This is a genomic window from Bacillus sp. JNUCC-21 (genome assembly GCF_041222765.1).
Taxonomy (GTDB): domain Bacteria; phylum Bacillota; class Bacilli; order Bacillales; family Bacillaceae; genus Bacillus; species Bacillus velezensis.
Map to the genome: position 1 here is coordinate 3,912,810 of NZ_CP166019.1, position 17,245 is coordinate 3,930,054.

At 46.8% G+C, this 17,245-nt stretch carries 17 protein-coding genes; 3 read left to right on the forward strand and 14 right to left on the reverse strand.

Going from position 1 to position 17,245, the window contains the following annotated elements:
* Window positions 1–38 precede the first annotated feature (38 nt).
* On the reverse strand, window positions 39–869 hold the full coding sequence (locus tag JNUCC21_RS19910) for a PRD domain-containing protein (protein WP_061581644.1): 831 nt from the start codon (window positions 867–869) through the stop codon (window positions 39–41).
* A 23-nt stretch (window positions 870–892) separates the two neighbouring features.
* Window positions 893–1,207 (reverse strand): hypothetical protein, encoded by a 315-nt coding sequence (locus JNUCC21_RS19915; protein ID WP_025285458.1) that lies wholly within the window; start codon window positions 1,205–1,207, stop codon window positions 893–895.
* 525 nt (window positions 1,208–1,732) lie between these two features.
* Here JNUCC21_RS19915 and JNUCC21_RS19920 point away from each other — a divergent pair.
* A complete protein-coding gene (locus JNUCC21_RS19920) occupies window positions 1,733–4,144 on the forward strand; it encodes a S8 family serine peptidase (protein WP_369878428.1) in 2,412 nt (803 codons plus the stop codon).
* A 41-nt stretch (window positions 4,145–4,185) separates the two neighbouring features.
* Here the strand turns inward: JNUCC21_RS19920 and JNUCC21_RS19925 are convergent, their stop codons facing one another.
* The 4 genes from JNUCC21_RS19925 to JNUCC21_RS19940 form a co-directional block, all read right to left on the reverse strand.
* The gene (locus tag JNUCC21_RS19925) at window positions 4,186–5,187 is read right to left on the reverse strand and encodes an LLM class flavin-dependent oxidoreductase (RefSeq protein ID WP_369878429.1); all 1,002 of its coding nucleotides are present in this window, start codon (window positions 5,185–5,187) and stop codon (window positions 4,186–4,188) included.
* A gap of 161 nt (window positions 5,188–5,348) precedes the next feature.
* Window positions 5,349–6,098 (reverse strand): oxygen-insensitive NADPH nitroreductase, encoded by a 750-nt coding sequence (nfsA, locus tag JNUCC21_RS19930; protein WP_064108105.1) that lies wholly within the window; start codon window positions 6,096–6,098, stop codon window positions 5,349–5,351.
* 102 nt (window positions 6,099–6,200) lie between these two features.
* Entirely contained in the window at window positions 6,201–7,388 is a 1,188-nt protein-coding gene (locus tag JNUCC21_RS19935; RefSeq protein ID WP_007407709.1) for an FtsW/RodA/SpoVE family cell cycle protein, read from the reverse strand.
* 201 nt (window positions 7,389–7,589) lie between these two features.
* Window positions 7,590–8,048, reverse strand: coding sequence for a GNAT family N-acetyltransferase (locus tag JNUCC21_RS19940; protein ID WP_072589699.1), 459 nt, complete (start codon window positions 8,046–8,048; stop codon window positions 7,590–7,592).
* A gap of 292 nt (window positions 8,049–8,340) precedes the next feature.
* On the opposite strand from JNUCC21_RS19940, the gene ywcE reads away from it, so the two are divergent.
* A complete protein-coding gene (ywcE, locus tag JNUCC21_RS19945; RefSeq protein WP_003150937.1) occupies window positions 8,341–8,601 on the forward strand; it encodes a spore morphogenesis/germination protein YwcE in 261 nt (86 codons plus the stop codon).
* A gap of 43 nt (window positions 8,602–8,644) precedes the next feature.
* On the opposite strand, the gene qoxD is transcribed toward ywcE, so the two are convergent.
* The 4 genes from qoxD to qoxA are packed head-to-tail and all read right to left on the reverse strand — an operon-like array spanning window position 8,645 to window position 12,586.
* The gene (gene qoxD, locus JNUCC21_RS19950) at window positions 8,645–9,013 is read right to left on the reverse strand and encodes a cytochrome aa3 quinol oxidase subunit IV (RefSeq protein ID WP_007614576.1); all 369 of its coding nucleotides are present in this window, start codon (window positions 9,011–9,013) and stop codon (window positions 8,645–8,647) included.
* Window position 9,014: 1 nt separating this feature from the next.
* Complete coding sequence (qoxC, locus tag JNUCC21_RS19955; RefSeq protein ID WP_003150930.1) at window positions 9,015–9,629, reverse strand: cytochrome aa3 quinol oxidase subunit III; 615 nt, start codon at window positions 9,627–9,629, stop codon at window positions 9,015–9,017.
* A 14-nt stretch (window positions 9,630–9,643) separates the two neighbouring features.
* Window positions 9,644–11,593, reverse strand: a complete 1,950-nt coding sequence (gene qoxB / locus JNUCC21_RS19960) for a cytochrome aa3 quinol oxidase subunit I (protein WP_012118743.1) — start codon at window positions 11,591–11,593, stop codon at window positions 9,644–9,646.
* A 27-nt stretch (window positions 11,594–11,620) separates the two neighbouring features.
* Window positions 11,621–12,586, reverse strand: coding sequence for a cytochrome aa3 quinol oxidase subunit II (qoxA, locus tag JNUCC21_RS19965; protein WP_012118744.1), 966 nt, complete (start codon window positions 12,584–12,586; stop codon window positions 11,621–11,623).
* Window positions 12,587–13,088: 502 nt separating this feature from the next.
* On the opposite strand from qoxA, the gene JNUCC21_RS19970 reads away from it, so the two are divergent.
* The gene (locus tag JNUCC21_RS19970) at window positions 13,089–13,334 is read left to right on the forward strand and encodes a GlsB/YeaQ/YmgE family stress response membrane protein (protein WP_003150926.1); all 246 of its coding nucleotides are present in this window, start codon (window positions 13,089–13,091) and stop codon (window positions 13,332–13,334) included.
* A gap of 18 nt (window positions 13,335–13,352) precedes the next feature.
* Here JNUCC21_RS19970 and galT read toward each other — a convergent pair whose 3' ends face one another.
* The 4 genes from galT to JNUCC21_RS19990 all read right to left on the reverse strand — a co-directional run bounded on the left by galT (window position 13,353) and on the right by JNUCC21_RS19990 (window position 17,209).
* On the reverse strand, window positions 13,353–14,894 hold the full coding sequence (gene galT / locus JNUCC21_RS19975) for a UDP-glucose--hexose-1-phosphate uridylyltransferase (RefSeq protein WP_072589700.1): 1,542 nt from the start codon (window positions 14,892–14,894) through the stop codon (window positions 13,353–13,355).
* Window positions 14,884–16,068: a galactokinase gene (locus JNUCC21_RS19980; protein ID WP_369878430.1), complete on the reverse strand. Its 1,185-nt coding sequence runs from the start codon at window positions 16,066–16,068 to the stop codon at window positions 14,884–14,886. The genes galT and JNUCC21_RS19980 overlap by 11 nt, the downstream gene beginning before the upstream one ends.
* 51 nt (window positions 16,069–16,119) lie before the next feature.
* The gene (locus JNUCC21_RS19985; RefSeq protein ID WP_032869853.1) at window positions 16,120–16,506 is read right to left on the reverse strand and encodes a GtrA family protein; all 387 of its coding nucleotides are present in this window, start codon (window positions 16,504–16,506) and stop codon (window positions 16,120–16,122) included.
* A 79-nt stretch (window positions 16,507–16,585) separates the two neighbouring features.
* Window positions 16,586–17,209: a TetR/AcrR family transcriptional regulator gene (locus JNUCC21_RS19990; protein ID WP_015240820.1), complete on the reverse strand. Its 624-nt coding sequence runs from the start codon at window positions 17,207–17,209 to the stop codon at window positions 16,586–16,588.
* Between the last annotated feature and the right edge of the window lie 36 nt (window positions 17,210–17,245).

A 17,245-nucleotide genomic window follows, 5' to 3' on the forward strand; every position in this document is an offset into this window, starting at 1 on the left:
GTTTTCAAAAAAAAAGTCTGTTTCTCGAAACAGACGCGTTATTCCGGGTTTTTTTGCAGACGCTGGACATGCAGCGTGATATAGCCGGCCTCGGATTCCGGCAGTTCCAAATCATATTCAGTTTTTAAAAACGCCGCCAGTTCAAGCGCACACCGATAAGCAAACGGATACTTTTTTTGGATGAAATAAAGCATCTCCTCGTCCATGGAATGGAGTGCTTCATTTGAGTCCAACCGGCTGACCGCATACCGTAAGTGCGTGACGAGGCGCTGATAGGAAATACTGTCTTCATCCACCTTCTGTTCGAAAAAGGATTCGATCTTTTCGATCATTTCTTTGATCATGGTTGTATGCTTCATCGCCGAATACATGCTTTTGGCATCCGCCTTGGCAGTGTGGATATGAAGCGCGATATACCCCGCCTCATCATCAGGCAATGATATACCGAGGATTTGTTTCACGTGTTCAACCGCCCAGCGGCCGATCTCATATTCTTTTTTATAAAGCGCCTTAATTTCATGAAGCAATCGGTTATGCACCTGAAGGCCGTTTTGAATCCTTTCGATCGCAAAGGATAAATGGTCCGCCAGCGCAATGTGGATGTGATCGCTCAAAGGTGCCGCAAGCTCTCCCTCCGCATGGCTGATGATATCTTCAGCCGCCTCTATATGCTCTTCGGGAAGCGTTTCTAACACTTGTTTGAACTTTTCATTTTCGTCGTGCACGACAAATATTTTTTCAATTTTATGTTTTTGAATCACATCATTTTTTCTCTTTTGAAAAGCGATTCCGGGACCCATTACGATCTTTTCCCGTCCGTCTTCTTTTATTAACGCCGCATTGTTATTTAATACTTTGTCTATTCTCAAGAGGTTCGCTCCCGTTCATATGTTTAGTGGGATTGTACCCTCTTTTTCATATGATGTAAAGGTGCCGGACCCGCGCGCTCCCGTTTCGGCAATTCTTTGCGGACAGGCATCCATCGGTTTTTATCCAGCCTGCCGCGGGCCGATTTCGTTTCATCGGTCAAATCCGCCGATCGGACACGGCTCACAAACGAAAAAGCCCCAGCCGTCCGCTTCGCTTTCTTATAATAAGCCGCTTGGTTTCCGTACACGGCGGCTAATGGATATCTTCCGTTACCCGGCGCCATCCAGTTCATCAGAAAGACCATCCACACCCGTAAAGATACTAGCAAACGTTTCATTGCAAATCATCCCTCCGCTTCTTTTTGACAGACAGCTTGTTCGCAGGCCTGTTTTTCTCTCCGCTTTAACGGAAAAGGCGGCCGATCCTTCTCCGCTAAAAACTAGCGGGTCTAGCAACCCTATGACTCTATGATAGACGCGGCAGGGCGAATTGTTTGTCACAATATGAGTGAAAAAACAAACTAGTTTTCAGAAGTTTTGTTGAAAGCTGATGGAAATGACCTGAAAAATGGAAAAGCCGATAAAAAAAGTTATACACACCTTATCCCTTGGTTAAGCACAGCTTAAACACAGGGTATATCCACATATCCACAAACCCGATCTATATTTTGTATAGGAACATTCGTTCCCAACAATATATATACACAAATTTATTCAGTTATGCACAGGATTCTGTGTATAACTCCCTCCTTATTCACAGACCAATTTCCATAAATGAGTCATATGTCACAAGGATTATTTTGAATTTTCAAGAAATATATACTAGATTTCTAATTTAGATAAAGAAAAAGGGGGAAACACGATTGAAAAAAGGAATCATCCGTTATCTGCTTCCGGCTTTTGTCTTATCCTTTACCTTATCCACAAGTTCACAGGCTGCGCCGGCTTCAAAACCGCAAACTCCTGATCTTGAGAAGGCTGAGGTGTTCGGTGACATTGATATGACCACCGGCAAACAAACGACAGTCATCGTGGAGCTGAAGGAAAAGTCACTGGCGGAAGCAAAGGAACTCGGCAAAGCACAGACAAAAAGCAAGCTGAAAAGCGAACGCTCAAAGGTGAAAAAGAAAGCGCTCAAAACCATTAAACACGGAAAAATCAACAGGGAATATGAGCAAGTGTTTTCCGGCTTCTCCATGAAACTCCCGGCAAATGAAATTCCGAAACTGCTGAGTGATCAGGATGTCAAAGCGGTTTATCCGAACGTCAGCTATCATACCGATCAGCTCAAAGATAAAGACATCACCCTATCTAAGGATGCCGTGTCTCCGCAGATGGATGACAGCGCGCCTTATATAGGGGCAAATGACGCGTGGAAGCTCGGCTATACGGGGAAAGGCGTCAAGGTGGCCATTATTGACACCGGTGTCGAATATAAACACCCTGACTTAAAGAAAAATTTCGGACAATATAAAGGATACGATTTTGTGGATAACGATTACGATCCTGAAGAAACGCCGTCCGGTGATCCGAGAGGCGCGTCGACTGACCACGGAACCCATGTCGCGGGCACGGTAGCGGCAAACGGAACGATTAAAGGCGTAGCGCCGGATGCTACACTCCTTGCCTACCGTGTGCTCGGTCCGGGCGGAAGCGGAACAACGGAGAACGTCATCGCCGGCATTGAACGCGCCGTACAGGACGGAGCGGATGTCATGAACCTTTCTCTCGGCAATTCTGTGAATAACCCGGACTGGGCGACAAGCACGGCGCTTGACTGGGCGATGTCAGAAGGCGTCACGGCCGTTACATCCAACGGAAACAGCGGGCCGAACAATTGGACCGTCGGCTCTCCGGGAACGTCCAGAGAAGCGATCTCCGTCGGAGCGACCCAGCTGCCGCTGAACGAGTACGCCGTCTCCTTCGGTTCCTATTCCTCAGCGAAAGTAATGGGCTACAACAAAGAAGATGACATAAAAGCACTGAATAAAAAAGAAACAGAGCTCATAGAGGCGGGTATCGGCGAGCAAAAGGATTTTGAAGGCAAAGATCTGAAAGGAAAAGTCGCGGTCGTCAAACGGGGCAGCATCGCCTTTGTGGATAAAGCCGACAACGCCAAAAAAGCGGGTGCGATCGGTATGGTTGTGTATAACAATGCCCCGGGAGAAATTGAAGCCAACGTACCGGGCATGTCCGTGCCGACGATTAAGCTTTCATCAGAAGACGGCGAAAAACTCGTCAGCCAATTAAAAGCGGGCGGCACAAAAGCGACTTTCAATTTATCCGTGGCTAAATCGCTCACTGAACAAATGGCAGACTTTTCGTCACGCGGTCCGGTTATGGACACGTGGATGATTAAACCTGACGTCTCCGCTCCCGGCGTAAACATCGTCAGCACCATTCCGACCCATGATCCGGCCGACCCGTACGGCTACGGATCGAAGCAGGGAACGAGCATGGCTTCCCCGCATGTAGCCGGCGCAGCTGCCGTCATCAAGCAGGCCAAACCGAAATGGAGCCCGGAACAAATAAAAGCCGCTCTCATGAACACCGCGGAAACCTTAACGGACGCGGACGGTGACGTATACCCGCATAATGCGCAAGGCGCCGGAAGCATCAGAATCATGAAGGCGATCAAAGCAGACTCCCTTGTTGCCCCAGGAAGTTATTCTTACGGAACGTTTATGAAAGACAAAGGCAATGAAACGAAAAAAGAAACCTTTACGATTGAAAACCAATCGTCCATCAGAAAATCATATCAGCTCGAGTACTCTTTCAACGGCACGGGCATTACCGTTTCGGGCACAGACCGGGTCGTGATCCCCGCTCATCAAACCGGAAAGGTCAATGCCAAAGTAAAGGTCAATGCCAAAAAAGTAAAGGCAGGCACCTATGAGGGAACCGTCACAGTGCGTGAAGGCGGAAAAACAGTTGCAAAAGTGCCGACGCTGCTGATTGTAAAAGAGCCGGACTATCCGCGCGTGACGTCAATCGACGTGCAGGACGGCACAACGCAGGGAACCTACCAAATTGAAACCTATCTTCCGGCGGGAGCTGAAGAGCTTGCCTTCCTTGTATATGACAGCAATCTTGACTTTGTCGGCCAAGCCGGCATCTACAAAAAGCAGGATAAAGGCTATCAATATTTCGACTGGAACGGCAAAGTCAATGGTGACACCGCACTGCCGGCAGGAGAATATTATATGCTGGCCTATGCCGCGAACAAAGGGAAATCAAGCCAGGTGCTGACTGAAAAACCTTTTATCATTGAATAACCGAACAACCCTGCTGGAGCATCAGCAGGGTTTCTTTCTGATTAATCGGCAAAAGCTTCTCGAAGCAGGCGATATGACTGAAGTTTATCTTCAAAATGATGAGTAATGGTTACAGCCATCACTTCTTCCGTTCCGTATGCTTTACTGAGAGCCAGAATCTGTTCTTTCACTTGCTGCTTCGTTCCGATGATCATTCGATTCCGATTATCGGCAATTCGTCTTTGTTCATACGGTGTATACGTATTGCCGCGGACGGTTTCGTAAGACGGTACGCCGTGAAGCGGAATCCCCTGTTCACCCGCAAGCAGCGTATAATCCATGACGGCCGCGAGTTCCTCCGCTTTCTCTTCCGTGTCCGCGCACAGCACAAACACAGCCACGGCTGTTTTTGGTTCTTTTCCTAATACAGAAGGTTTAAATCTGCGCTTATATTGTGCTGTCGTGCTTTCTCCGCCTTCTCCATTAATAAAGTGAGCAAACATATAGCCTGCTCCCATTTCTGCGCTCAGAAGCGCGCTTTCCCCCGAAGAACCCAGAAGCCAGACTTCCGGCGCAGTCTTAATAAGGGGTGATGCGGTCAGATTCGGAAAACGGTGATTGTCATCAGCTGCATCATGCAAATACATCGCCAGCTCACGAATCTGCTGCGGATATTGATCAGCATTACGCTTCCCGCCGTCATTCAGCGCCCATGATGCGATCGGCATTCCGCCCGGCGCTCTCCCTAATCCGAGATCGATTCTGCCCGGCGTCAACCCTTCAAGCACGCGGAAATTCTCCGCCACCTTATATGCGCTGTAATGCGGAAGCATGACACCGCCCGAGCCTACACGAATCTCATTCGTTTTCGCCGCAATATGGCTGATCAGCACTTCAGGGCTTGAACCCGCCAACCGCTCTGAAAAATGATGCTCTGACACCCAAAACCTCTTATATCCGAGCTTTTCCGCCTCCTGCGCCAGTCTTACTGTATTCCGCAGAGCACTTTCCGCAGAACTCCCTTCTGATACAGGAGATTGATCTAATATGCTTAATGAAATCATCACTGTCACCTCATCAACATCGTACCACTGCTAAGCCGTTTTTTCTTTCTGTATGCTTATAAGCATCCCTGATGATAAACATTTATATACCTTGTTCCATTTTGTCGAAATATGTTACACGTGAAACATAAAAACCTCTCCCGGTCAGGAGAGGTTTTTTCTTAATTCTTTTGAAAACCTTTATCTTTTACATATTGATTTAAATAGGTTCTCGGTTTTTGTTTCATGAACTGCAGGATTTGATCAGACCATGTTTCAACCCGCTTGCCGTTTGTCCGTTTATCATAATAAGCGGCAATGGTTTCATCATATTCCTTCATATAACTGCGGAAGTGTTCTTCATTCGTATCGTACGTGTTTTCATGATATACGGCTTGTTTCGGCAGGCGCGGCTTTTGACCGGACGGATGAGCGGGATGACCGACTACCAAGCCGAACAGCGGCAGCACATGGTCAGGTGTACCAAGCACTTCCGTCACCTGATCAAGTTCATTTCGAATGCCTCCGATATAACAAATGCCAAGTCCCATTGATTCCGCGGCAACACTTACGTTTTGTGCGGCAAGTGCGGCATCAATGACGCTGACCATAAACATTTCTGTATTCTCAAGAAGCTCGGTAATGTTTTCGCCTTTTTCCTCAGCAAGTTTTTTATGACGGTACAAATCAGCGCAAAACACAAACAAGTGCCCATTATTCTCGACGTAAGGCTGGTTTCCGGCCAGTGCCGCCAGCTTCCGCTTTTTCTCCTTATCGGTTACGCCGATGATGGAGTAAGCTTGCACGTAACTGGACGTTGACGCCGCCTGGGCGCTTTTCACTAATGTATCTATCTCTTCTGCTGTCAGAAGCTCGTCAGTAAATGATCGGATCGACCGATGATTAAGTATGGTTTCGATGGTATTGTTCATATAAAAGCCTCCTTCTTTCTATATCATATCCGAAAGGGAATCATGTCAAAAGCGAAATGCTCTAAACAAAAAAAGACAGCCCGAAAAACGAGCCGTCTCACATTAAGAATTGAACAAGTAGCTTTTATATTTCGTCAGCTGCACACTTGCGTTATATACGATCCCGAAGCTGATTAATGTAGAAAGCACCGAGCTCCCCCCATAGCTGACAAACAGCAGCGGAATACCGGTAACCGGCATAATGCCGATATTCATCCCGATGTTCTGGAAGGTGTGAATCACGATAAGTGCAGTAAATCCTACGCAAAAAAACGCGCCAAATCGGTTAAACGCATGCAAGCGGTCAATCAGCACCACAAGTCTGTAAATTAAAAAGAAAAACATGACAACCGCAATGGCGCAGCCTAAAAATCCAAAACTTTCACCCAAAATCGCAAAGATAAAGTCGGTCTGTCCCTCAGGTACGTACACCTTCAGATTATGAACGCCGTTTCCGGTAATGCCGCCCGATCCGATCGCCATAACGGCCTGATCCACCTGCCAGCTTTTATCGCTCTCTGCCTGAGTCGTTGCCGCACTGGAGTCAGACATCCACGATGTAATCCGGTTAATTTGATAATCCGCAATGCCGATTGAATTCGCCACATGGGGAAATTCAATCACGAGAACTAAGAAAAGGCCAAGCACAAGCGCGGCCGAACCGCCGATAATGGTGATCAGCTTCCAGTTCACACCCGACATAAACACCATCACCATAACGATAAACAGACAGATCGCACCCGTTCCGGCATCCTGCAAAACGATCATCCCGATCGGAATAACCGTCCATGCCGCAATTTTCAAAAGCAGATTCACATCTTCCCGAAGTGACCTTTGATCCTTCGGGCCCGCCTTCGATATAATGGACGCGACCATCATCATAATTCCTATTTTCGTAAACTCAGAGGGCTGGAGGGTAAAGTTTCCGATTTGAAACCAGCTCTTCGCTCCGTTTTTAATCGGCGCGATGGATTCCGGTGCCACACGCAAAAGGAGCAGCGACAGCACACCGGCAATCAATACGTACAGACTCAGTTTTTCAAGCTGCTCTAAATCAAAGTACAGCAATAATCCGATGAATCCCGCACCTATAACATAGAAGACAATCTGTTTCATCCAGGCACTGCCTCCGTACTGCCCGAACTGTCCGGCCGCATAAATCGCGGCAACACTAATTATTAAAAACACACCAAATATAAAAATCAAATCCCCCTGATAATAGGGATTTTGCTGTTTCTTATATCGACTCATTCTATCCCGCCTTACATTTTCATCGGAAGTCACTATTGTTTATTATACATGAACACCGTTCAAGAAAACATGTTGAGGTTGCTTCCTTTTTATTTTTTACGGTTTGGGGACTACACGACATATGACGTGTCAGAAAAGGAAATGTTTCGGTCATGATGAAACTTTTCCGATAAAAAACCCCTTCTCGTCAGAAAAGGGGTTTCAGCCTATGTTTAACGTCATAAACAAGCTGTTCGGGTCCTCTTTATAATGTGCAAACGGATCACAATATTGAAACCCGGCTTTTTCATACAGGCGTCTGGCGGGGAGAAAAGCCTCCATAGAACCGGTTTCTAAGCTGATCCGCTGATAGCCCCGCCGCCTTGCTTCTTCAAGCATATGGCGGAGGATCCGGTTGGGAACGCCTTTTCTGACATGATGCGGAGAGGTTTTCATTGATTTGATCTCACCGTGCCGGCTGTTTAGCTCCTTTAAGGCACCGCAGCCGAGCAGGATGCCGTTTTCCCTCGCACTCCAAAACGTAACGTCAGGCTGACGCAGCCGGTCCGCATTGAGCGCATGTATACTTTCCGGAGGAGAATGCATGGTCATGCTCTTCAGATGCTCCTGCAAAAGCGCAAAGACATCCGGCGCTGTGACATCTTCTTTCCTTACGTCCACTTCAAACCACCCTTGCTGTGCATATTTTCTTTGACCATAGCAAAGGTTCACAGCCTGCGCCATTCCATTGTCCGGAAATGTGACAGGGTATTTGGCCTTTCCGGTTTCTTGTACCTATCCAAAAATGAGGCAATAGTTGCAATACATTTCTCGAAAAAGCGGTATCAAAAATTGGAAAACATGGTATAATAATTGTAACAAAATGTTCAAAAAACGACCACAAAACAGACACATTTTATTCTCTGTATTTCATTTTGGAAACGCTCCCATAAAATGAAAGGAGACATGTAAGATGGACATGTTTTTTGCTTATTTACTGGTCGCAAGCGCAACACCCCTCTTTATCTGGCTGGATAACAAAAAAGTCGCTCTTTCGGCCATACCGCCAATTATTCTCATGTGGGTTTTCTTCTACTTTTACGCAACCAGCAGCCTATCCCCTCTCGGCCACACACTTATGATCATCCTGTTTGCCGTCAACGTCATCGTTGCCCATATCGCCGCCTTTATCATTTACGGCCTTCCGCGCCTGCGCCGGAGAAGAAGCCAATAAAGGCACAAAAAACCCTCTTCGCATAAACGAAGAGGGTTTCTTTTTATTCCTGATGTTCGGAATGATGCTTCGCACCGCCAGGAGGGTTTCCATCCATATGGTCACCGTGATGGTAGTGCGCCGCAAAGATCCAGATGGAACCAAGGATGATAACAATCGCTCCGAAAAATCCGAAGAGCGTGTTTCCGACTTGGATTCCGCCGTTTTCGCTTTCTGTCATGTGCATGAACATGAGAAGCTGAAGACCGGCTTGGATAAATGCGAATCCGAAAATGATCCAGAGTTTTGCTGATGAGCTTAAATCCGTATATACTGCAACCCAAAGGGCCAGCAGGGTCAGAATAATAGACAACGCAAAACCTACGATATGCTTCCACGGAAAGTGGCTGTGTTCAGCAGATTTGTTTGCCATATTATAGTCCCCCCAATCCGATGAGATAGACGCCTGTAAAGATGAAGATCCAAACAACGTCTAAGAAGTGCCAGTATAAACTTGAGATAAAGATTTTTGAAGACGTCTGCGGCGTTAATCCGCGTTTCTTCAATTGCAGTAAGATGCCGGCAATCCAGAAGATACCGATCGTTACGTGCGTTCCGTGCGTTCCCAGAAGGACGAAGAATCCAGACCAGAAAGCACTTGTACCGAGAGATGCTCCTTCATGTACATAGTGGATGAACTCGTTAAGCTCACATCCGACGAAGCCCGCGCCAAGAAGAAGCGTAATGATCGTCCAAATGACGACGCCTTTTAAACTTCCGCGACGCATTTCATGAACAGCGATCCCGCAGGTGAAACTGCTGATCAGAAGCAGGAATGTCATGATCATGACAAGCTTCACTTCAAATAATTCAGCCGGTAAGACTCCTCCTGCTGTTCTTCTTTGAAGAACGAAGAAGGTTGCAAATAGTGTTGAGAACAACACAATCTCTGCCCCTAAAAAGATCCAAAACCCGAGAATATTGAGTCTGCCGGTTTCAGATTGATATTCCATAGGCGCGTTAGAATTGCCGTGTTCTGCATGTTCCATAAATCACGCCTCCTTTATTCGGAAATCTTTCTTTCCGTCTCTTTTATTTCTTCAACAGGTATATAGTAGCCATTGTCATATTCAAATGAACGAAGCACCATGCAAAGCAGAATGCCGATCAAACCGACAATGCCCATCCAGAACCATTCAAATACAAGTCCGAAGCCTGCAATACCGAACGCCACTGACATAATAAGCGGTCTTCCGGAGTTGTGCGGCATATGGATTTTCTTGAACTTGCTTTCCGGATGAATATCCGTTTTGTCTTCTTTCAATTGCAGGTACGCATCTTGAGATTTCACTTCAGGAAGCACCGCAAAGTTGTAATGCGGCGGAATCGCAGATGAAGTCGCCCACTCAAGCGTACGTCCCACGCCCCATGAATCTCCGCTGATCTCGCGAGTAGAGTAGCGGAAGCTGTAGTAGATGTTGTAGCAAAGGATTAAGAATCCGACACCCATCATGAAGGCTCCGACAGTTGAAATAAAGTTCAATGCAGTCCATCCGTCATTCGGTCCGTATGTGTAAATACGGCGAGGCATACCTTGCAGCCCCAAGAAGTATTGAGGGAAGAAACATACATTAAATCCGATCATAAAGATCCAGAAGAACCATTTTCCGATTCTTTCGTTCAGCTTGTGGCCGAACATTTTCGGATACCAGAAAATAAATCCTGCGAAACATGCAAATACCGTACCCGCGATCAGCACATAGTGGAAGTGAGATACGAGGAAGTACGTATTATGGTATTGATAATCCGCTGCAGCCATCGCAAGCATAACCCCTGTTACCCCGCCGACAACGAAGTTCGGGATGAACGCGAGCGCCCACAGCATCGGTGTTGTAAAACTGATTCGGCCTTTATACATCGTAAAGAGCCAGTTAAAGATTTTAACCCCGGTCGGAACCGAAATCGCCATCGTTGTAATCGAGAAGAAAGAGTTAACAGACGCACTGTTCCCCATTGTGAAGAAGTGGTGAGTCCATACTAGGAAACTCAGGACGGAAATGGCGATAATTGAGCCGACCATCGCTTTGTAACCGAATAACTGCTTTCTTGCAAACGCTGAAATAATTTCAGAGAAAATACCGAATGCCGGTAAGATAACGATATATACTTCAGGGTGTCCCCAAATCCAGAACAAGTTAGCCCAAAGCATCGGCATACCGCCGGCTTCCAGCGTGAAAAAGTGAGCGCCGAACAAACGGTCAAATGATAACAGCGCCAATGCCACTGTCAAAACAGGGAAGGCGAATACGATAATAACCATTGTAATCAGCGTCGTCCATGTAAACATCGGCATACGCATCAGCGTCATGCCTTTCGTACGCATTTTCAGGATCGTCACCATAAAGTTGATACCCGTCATCAGCGTACCGATACCGGCAATCTGAAGACCGAGCAGGTAGAAGTTCTCACCAGGCCCGGGACTCATGTCGTTGCTTGCCAGCGGCATGTAACTCGTCCAGCCTGCGTTCGGAGAACCTCCGATAACGAAAGAAATATTGAAAAGCATCGCACCTACGAAGAACGTCCAGAAACTCAGGTTGTTCAAGTAAGGGAATGCTACGTCGCGCGCACCGATCTGCAAAGGTACGACAACGTTGATCAGACCGATTAAAAACGGCATCGCCATGAAGATAATCATGATCGTACCGTGAGTCGTAAAGATCTCATTATAGTGGTTTGAGTCTAAAAAACTGTTATTAGGAAGCGCTAACTGGGCGCGCATCATCAAGCCGTCGACCCCGCCGCGGAACAGCATGATAACAGCAGAGATAATGTACATGATTCCAAGTTTCTTATGGTCTACAGACGTCAGCCATTCAGACCAGAGCCATTTCCACTTTTTGAAGTATGTGAGTACAACGATGATAGCGATAGTGGAAAGCGCAATGGAAACTTGTGCGCCCAGAATTAATGGGTCACCTGTTACAAAAAATTCATCCCATCTCAATTTCATTCGGGCTTCCTCCTTTCTTGTTCAATTTCAATCTTGTTTATCGTCGGATACTTTAAATTCGTTTTTCTTTACATTTTCCCACGGATCTGTTTTAGAGTGCGGTGATACGGCTTTGTAGCCAAGGCGTTTGCGCGCCTCCATCGCATATTCGGCATCTTGGCCGTGGTCAACGTATTTTAAGTGTGTAGAAGAGAACGTTAATTTACCGACATTCTCCGGAAGCATCAGTTCGTCATACTTCTCTTTCGTCAGCTTTGGAGAATCGCTTTGGGCTTTTTTCACCCAGCTGTTAAAGTCTTTTTGCGTAACAGCTTTTACGTTGAATTTCTGGTCGGCAAAGTGTTCGCCGGTGAAGTTCGCGTTGCGGCCTTCATATGTTCCCACTTTGTCAGCCTGTAAGTATTGATCCATCAGCATTCCCGCCATCGCGTATTTTTGCCCCCCAAGCTGAGGAATCCATAGCGATGCCATTGAATCGGCTGAAGAAATTTTAAATAAAACCGGACGGTCTACAGGAATGTTCAGGTAGTTAACCGTCTCAATATCCTGCTCTGGGTAGCTGAATACCCATTTCCAGTCTACCGAAGTAGCATAAACAACAAGAGGCTCTTTATCCTTTGTCGCTTCAGGCGCTTTTTCTAACGAATATATCGTCTGTACGGTAGGCACAGAAAGTGCAATAACAATTAAAATTGGGATCACTGTCCAGACTACTTCTAAGAACGTGTTGCCGTGCATCTCGGGCTTGTAATTTCCGCTGTCTTTGCCTTTGCGGTCGCGGTACTTCACTAAAATGATTGTAAATAGTACGAAAACGACGCCGACAATGAACAGCATAAATCCGATTGACAAGAGAATCAGATCTTTCTGCTGGTCTGCTACAGGTCCTTTCGGATCTAAAACGGAAATGTCGCTGCATCCGCCCAGTACGAAAACAACAGCCAACATCGCTAATAAAAGTAACGGTTTAAATGCTCTGAACAAGAAGATCACCATCCTTCCTATTGATGTAGTGAATCTGAAATGTACTTTCTCAAAATCTTTTCTCTATCTACCTTGTTATGCTATCAAAATCTGCCCTTATTAGCTTTATTTTTTTCTAAAGTTCATCTTTTTTTCGACCTAATGTCACAAAATCGTCAAAAAATGCATGAACTTTTTCCACTTGCGCAAATCAAACATAAAAAGTTTTAGATCATTTAGCATATATAGAGAAAAAAGATAGTGAGAACGAATAATACCAAATAAAGGTTTACCATAATAAAAAACGCTGGTCAACAAAAAGTTTCATTTTGTTAAACATTCTACAAAAGAAATATTTTTTCCTTTGCTCACACCTTTTCACACGGTTTCCATTTTAACGCAACGCATTATGAAAAAAAAGACCGGAACGCGCCTTGATATGTTCATTATAAAAAACACATTTATATGTTTAATATGGACAAAACGAAGGAAACATATAGGCATAAATAATAAAAAATAGGAAGTGATATTTATGGGTTTTATCGTATCTCTGATTGTCGCTATTATTATCGGCTGGATCGGAAGTTTATTTGTAAAAGGCAGTATGCCCGGGGGAATCATCGGGTCAATGATCGCCGGTCTGATCGGCGCATGGATCGGGCACGGACTGCTCGGCACATGGGGTCCTCACCTTGCCGGCTTTGCCATTATTCCGGCAATCATCGGAGCTGCGATCGTGGTGTTCTTATTCAGCCTGATCGCCAGAAGCAGAGGATAAAAAAAAAAGCCTCGTCCCTTATGGGATGGGGCTTTTTTCCGGTAGAGCGCCCAAATGGCGGATAAACCGCCGGAAAGCCGCTCTGCCTTCTTCTGTTTGTTTAAAGACGCCGGCATGCTCCAGTATCCGCGCAAAGGCATGGCCGATTTCCTCTTTCAGAATCTGTTCCGCGTTTTCTTTCGTTACCTTCCGCTTATGCAGCACACTGAGCGCCCAATCTTTATGCGCTGCCGCAGAAGGGTCTGCCGTTAAGACCGCTTCCGGGTCCGGTGAGCACAGCGCTTCAGCCGTGTATTTCATTTCTTGTTCAAGGCGGCCCGGCAGAATCGCAAGCCCCATTACCTCAATCAGTCCGATATTTTCTTTTTTCAGGTGATGAACTTCCTGATGGGGATGAAAAATTCCCAGCGGATGCTCATCAGAGGTGCGGTTATTTCTGAGGACGAGATCTAATTCGAATAAACCGTTTCTCCGCCGGGCAATCGGCGTAATTGTATTGTGCGGTGTTTCTCCTGAATGGGCGAGGAGATCAGCCGCCTCATCGGAATAACCGCGCCACGCCCGCAGGATGGCATCCGCCGCGCCGGAAAGCTCAGACGCACTCTCGCTTTGCAGGCGGATGACCGACATCGGCCACTTCACAATTCCCAACACCGTTTTCGGATAGTCAGGCAGCCTGTACCGGCTTTCTGTCTCCGCCCGCGCCATCGGGAATTCATAATTGCCCCCCTGAAAATGGTCGTGGCTTAAAATACTGCCGCCGACAATCGGCAGATCAGCATTGGAACCGAGAAAATAATGAGGATACTGGCTGACGAACGACAGCAGCCGGTCAAACGTTTTTTTGCTGATCTTCATCGGTTCGTGCCGGTCTTTCAAAACGATGCAATGCTCCCGGTAATACACATACGGAGAAAATTGCAGAAACCACTGCTCATCGCCGAGAATTACCGGAATGACACGAAGGTTTTGACGCGCCGGGTGATCCGGTCTCCCCTCGTACCCGACATTTTCTTTACAAAGAACACATCTCGGATAATCGGATTGAGGCTGCTCTTTGGCAACGCCAATTGCTTTCGGATCTTTTTCCGGTTTTGAAAGGTTGATCGTGATGTCCAGCTTTCCGTAAGCCGTCTCAGCCGTCCACCCGACATTCCGCTGTATTCTGTCCGAACGGATATAATACACATCCTCTGAAAATCGGTAAAACGCCTTTGTCGCCTGCTCCGGCCCGTGCACCGCCTTTGTTTCTTCAAAACGACGGACAATCTCGGACGGCTGCAGGGCAAAGCAGCCCATGATCTTCGCGCTCAGCAGGTCGCGATAGGTGTCTGTATCTGCTGCAATCCGGCCCGTTTCTGCCGCCCATTCATAAATCGGGGCCAATATGTCCGGCAATGATGCCGCCGATACATTTTCTTTCTGTTCTGGAACCTCCGGATGGGTGATATGCAAAGCTTCATACAAACGGTTTCTCGTATATTCAATATCAAGAAATGAAATCAGCTCTTTTTGCAATCCGTACCGGATTAAACGTTCCACGTGCCGCTCAATTGCCATCGTCATCCCCCTTTAGTTCTCTCGCTCCGGCTCCGACATCCGCCGTGTAAAAGTCAGCTTTTCTCCCTGTCTTCTCCTCATAGCGGGCCCCTGCCGTTTCAATAAAATCCGAAACCGCATCGTCCTTGACGATACTGACTGTACAGCCGCCGAAACCGGCTCCCGTCATCCTTGATCCGATCACCCCGCCGTGGCGCCAGGCCGCTTCAGCCAGTGTATCCAGCTCATGACTCGTCACCTCGTAGTCATCGCGTAAAGAGAGATGCGAATCCCTCATTAATTCACCGATATGATGAAGCTGATTGTTACTGAACATGTCGGCGGCCTCTATTGTGCGGTGATTTTCATAGACGGCGTGTTTCGCCCGGCGTCTGTTCACTTCATTCTGAATCAGCTCCGCATGGGCGTCAAAAGCGGAAGGGGTCAGCTCTCCCAGTGATTGAACGGAAAGATGCTTCTGAAGATCACAAAGCGCTTCCCCGCACTCCTTGAGCCTCGTATTATAGCCTGAGTCTGCAAGCTTTCGTTTTTTATTGGTATTTGCAATAACGATCGACAGCCCCGACAGCCCGAGTTTTGTATATTCAAAGCTGAGCGTCCCGCAATTCAGCAGAATCGCATGATGTTTCTTTCCCATTCCGATGGCGAATTGATCCATTATTCCGCAGCTGACGCCGATAAAGGAATTCTCCGCCGTCTGAGCGAGCTTCACCAAGTCGAGCATATCCGCCTCAAGCTCATGGCATTCCTTGAGAATGACCGCCGTAACAAGTTCAATCGAAGCCGAAGATGACAGCCCCGCGCCGTTCGGGATGTTTCCCCAGAACACAATATCGAAGCCGTGCGGAAGGGAAAAACCGCTGCCGAGACATTCCGCCATGACCCCTTTCGGATAATTGGCCCACCCGTCCTCTTTTTGATAACGGATATTATCGAGACTGCATTCCTTTATGCCCGCATCTTTAAAATGATGAGAGTACATTCTGACGAGCCTGTCCCCTCTCTCCCGGACGGCTGCATATGTACCGATCGTCAGCGCGCAAGGAAAGACGTGGCCGCCGTTATAATCCGTATGCTCTCCGATGAGATTCACTCTGCCGGGCGCAAAGAAAATGCGCAGGTCCTCCGATTCCCCGAATACATCAGCAAACGCTTTCTTTATTTTGTGCTTCATACGCATCCCCTTTCACCATTACACTTTCCCCCGGGGCGCGGAAAGAAACCGTTATGACACGCCCTCTTCTTTCGCTTTTCTGAAGACAATCCACTTGCTGGCCGCATAGTTGACGACTACGATAATGACGTTATCGGCGATTTTCGCCAACGTTTCGTTCATATGAAATTGACTGACCAGAAGAATCATCATGGCGAGATCGATGGCTAGAGACAATACCCGCACGCTGAAAAAGGCTGTCAATTCTTTCATCAGACTCCGCATCCCCGCGGTCTTTTGCTGAAATACATACAGTTTATTCGTGACATATGCAAATAGAACGGACAGAACCCAAGCAGCGACAGTCGCCGCCTTGTAATCCATCTCAAATGCCGACGTCAGAAAGTAAAAACTGGCGATATTCACGATGGTCGTGAATATCCCCATAATGATATACATCATAATTTCTCTGTAGCGCATGGCAGTTCCTCGCTTTCTGAAAGACTTTTCTAAACCTTTTGTCAAATCAAGAAGAACGTTACCCTGATTTTCTGCCGCTGACAAAAACATAGAGCGCGTCAAACATGCTGCGGAAAGTAACCGGCCTTCCCAGCACATTGGATTGCTTAATCATCCCGTCGATGAGCGCGCACATCATGTTAGCGGTATGCTCGGTATCTATATGGTCTTCTATTAAATTTCTCGATTTGAGCCAATTTATGTACATGGTGCTTTCTTCTATCCATAACTTATAAAGACGGATATAAGCTTCATATTCACTGACGACTTTGTAAGTAGGCATATGAACGGCAAAAGACACAACATTCCAGGCAGGCTTGCTGTTTACAAACCGCATCAGCAGGCTGGCCGCGCTTGCCGCAGCTTCACAAAGCGTCAACGGCTGCGCTTTTTGCTTTTCTAATTCATCGAGATAGCCGGTGATGATCCTTTTTTTAATCTGACGCCTGTCTAATAAATGCTTCAGAAAATCTTCCTTGCTTTCAAAATGAACGTAAAACGCGCCTTTGCTGAAACCCGCCGCTTTACTGATGTCATCGATTGAGACTGAATCGTAAGCTCTTTCAATCAGGAGATGAAGGCCTGCGTCAATAAAACTTTCAAATGTTTCTTCTCTCTTAATTTGAAATTTGTTTTTTTTCATTTTTTACCCCAGCTGTTTGATCATTCACTTTATCTT

What these genes read in the sequence shown, in the direction of transcription:
- JNUCC21_RS19970 (WP_003150926.1), top strand. Translation starts at nt 13,089, where the DNA reads ATGGGTTTTATCGTATCTCTGATTGTCGCTATTATTATCGGCTGGATC.
- nfsA (WP_064108105.1), bottom strand. Translation starts at nt 6,098, where the DNA reads ATGAACAATACCATCGAAACCATACTTAATCATCGGTCGATCCGATCA.
- galT (WP_072589700.1), bottom strand. Translation starts at nt 14,894, where the DNA reads ATGGCAATTGAGCGGCACGTGGAACGTTTAATCCGGTACGGATTGCAA.
- JNUCC21_RS19985 (WP_032869853.1), bottom strand. Translation starts at nt 16,506, where the DNA reads ATGTATATCATTATGGGGATATTCACGACCATCGTGAATATCGCCAGT.
- qoxB (WP_012118743.1), bottom strand. Translation starts at nt 11,593, where the DNA reads ATGAAATTGAGATGGGATGAATTTTTTGTAACAGGTGACCCATTAATT.
- qoxD (WP_007614576.1), bottom strand. Translation starts at nt 9,013, where the DNA reads ATGGCAAACAAATCTGCTGAACACAGCCACTTTCCGTGGAAGCATATC.
- JNUCC21_RS19990 (WP_015240820.1), bottom strand. Translation starts at nt 17,209, where the DNA reads ATGAAAAAAAACAAATTTCAAATTAAGAGAGAAGAAACATTTGAAAGT.
- JNUCC21_RS19915 (WP_025285458.1), bottom strand. Translation starts at nt 1,207, where the DNA reads ATGAAACGTTTGCTAGTATCTTTACGGGTGTGGATGGTCTTTCTGATG.
- JNUCC21_RS19935 (WP_007407709.1), bottom strand. Translation starts at nt 7,388, where the DNA reads ATGAGTCGATATAAGAAACAGCAAAATCCCTATTATCAGGGGGATTTG.
- ywcE (WP_003150937.1), top strand. Translation starts at nt 8,341, where the DNA reads ATGGACATGTTTTTTGCTTATTTACTGGTCGCAAGCGCAACACCCCTC.
- JNUCC21_RS19980 (WP_369878430.1), bottom strand. Translation starts at nt 16,068, where the DNA reads ATGAAGCACAAAATAAAGAAAGCGTTTGCTGATGTATTCGGGGAATCG.
- JNUCC21_RS19925 (WP_369878429.1), bottom strand. Translation starts at nt 5,187, where the DNA reads ATGATTTCATTAAGCATATTAGATCAATCTCCTGTATCAGAAGGGAGT.
- qoxC (WP_003150930.1), bottom strand. Translation starts at nt 9,629, where the DNA reads ATGGAACATGCAGAACACGGCAATTCTAACGCGCCTATGGAATATCAA.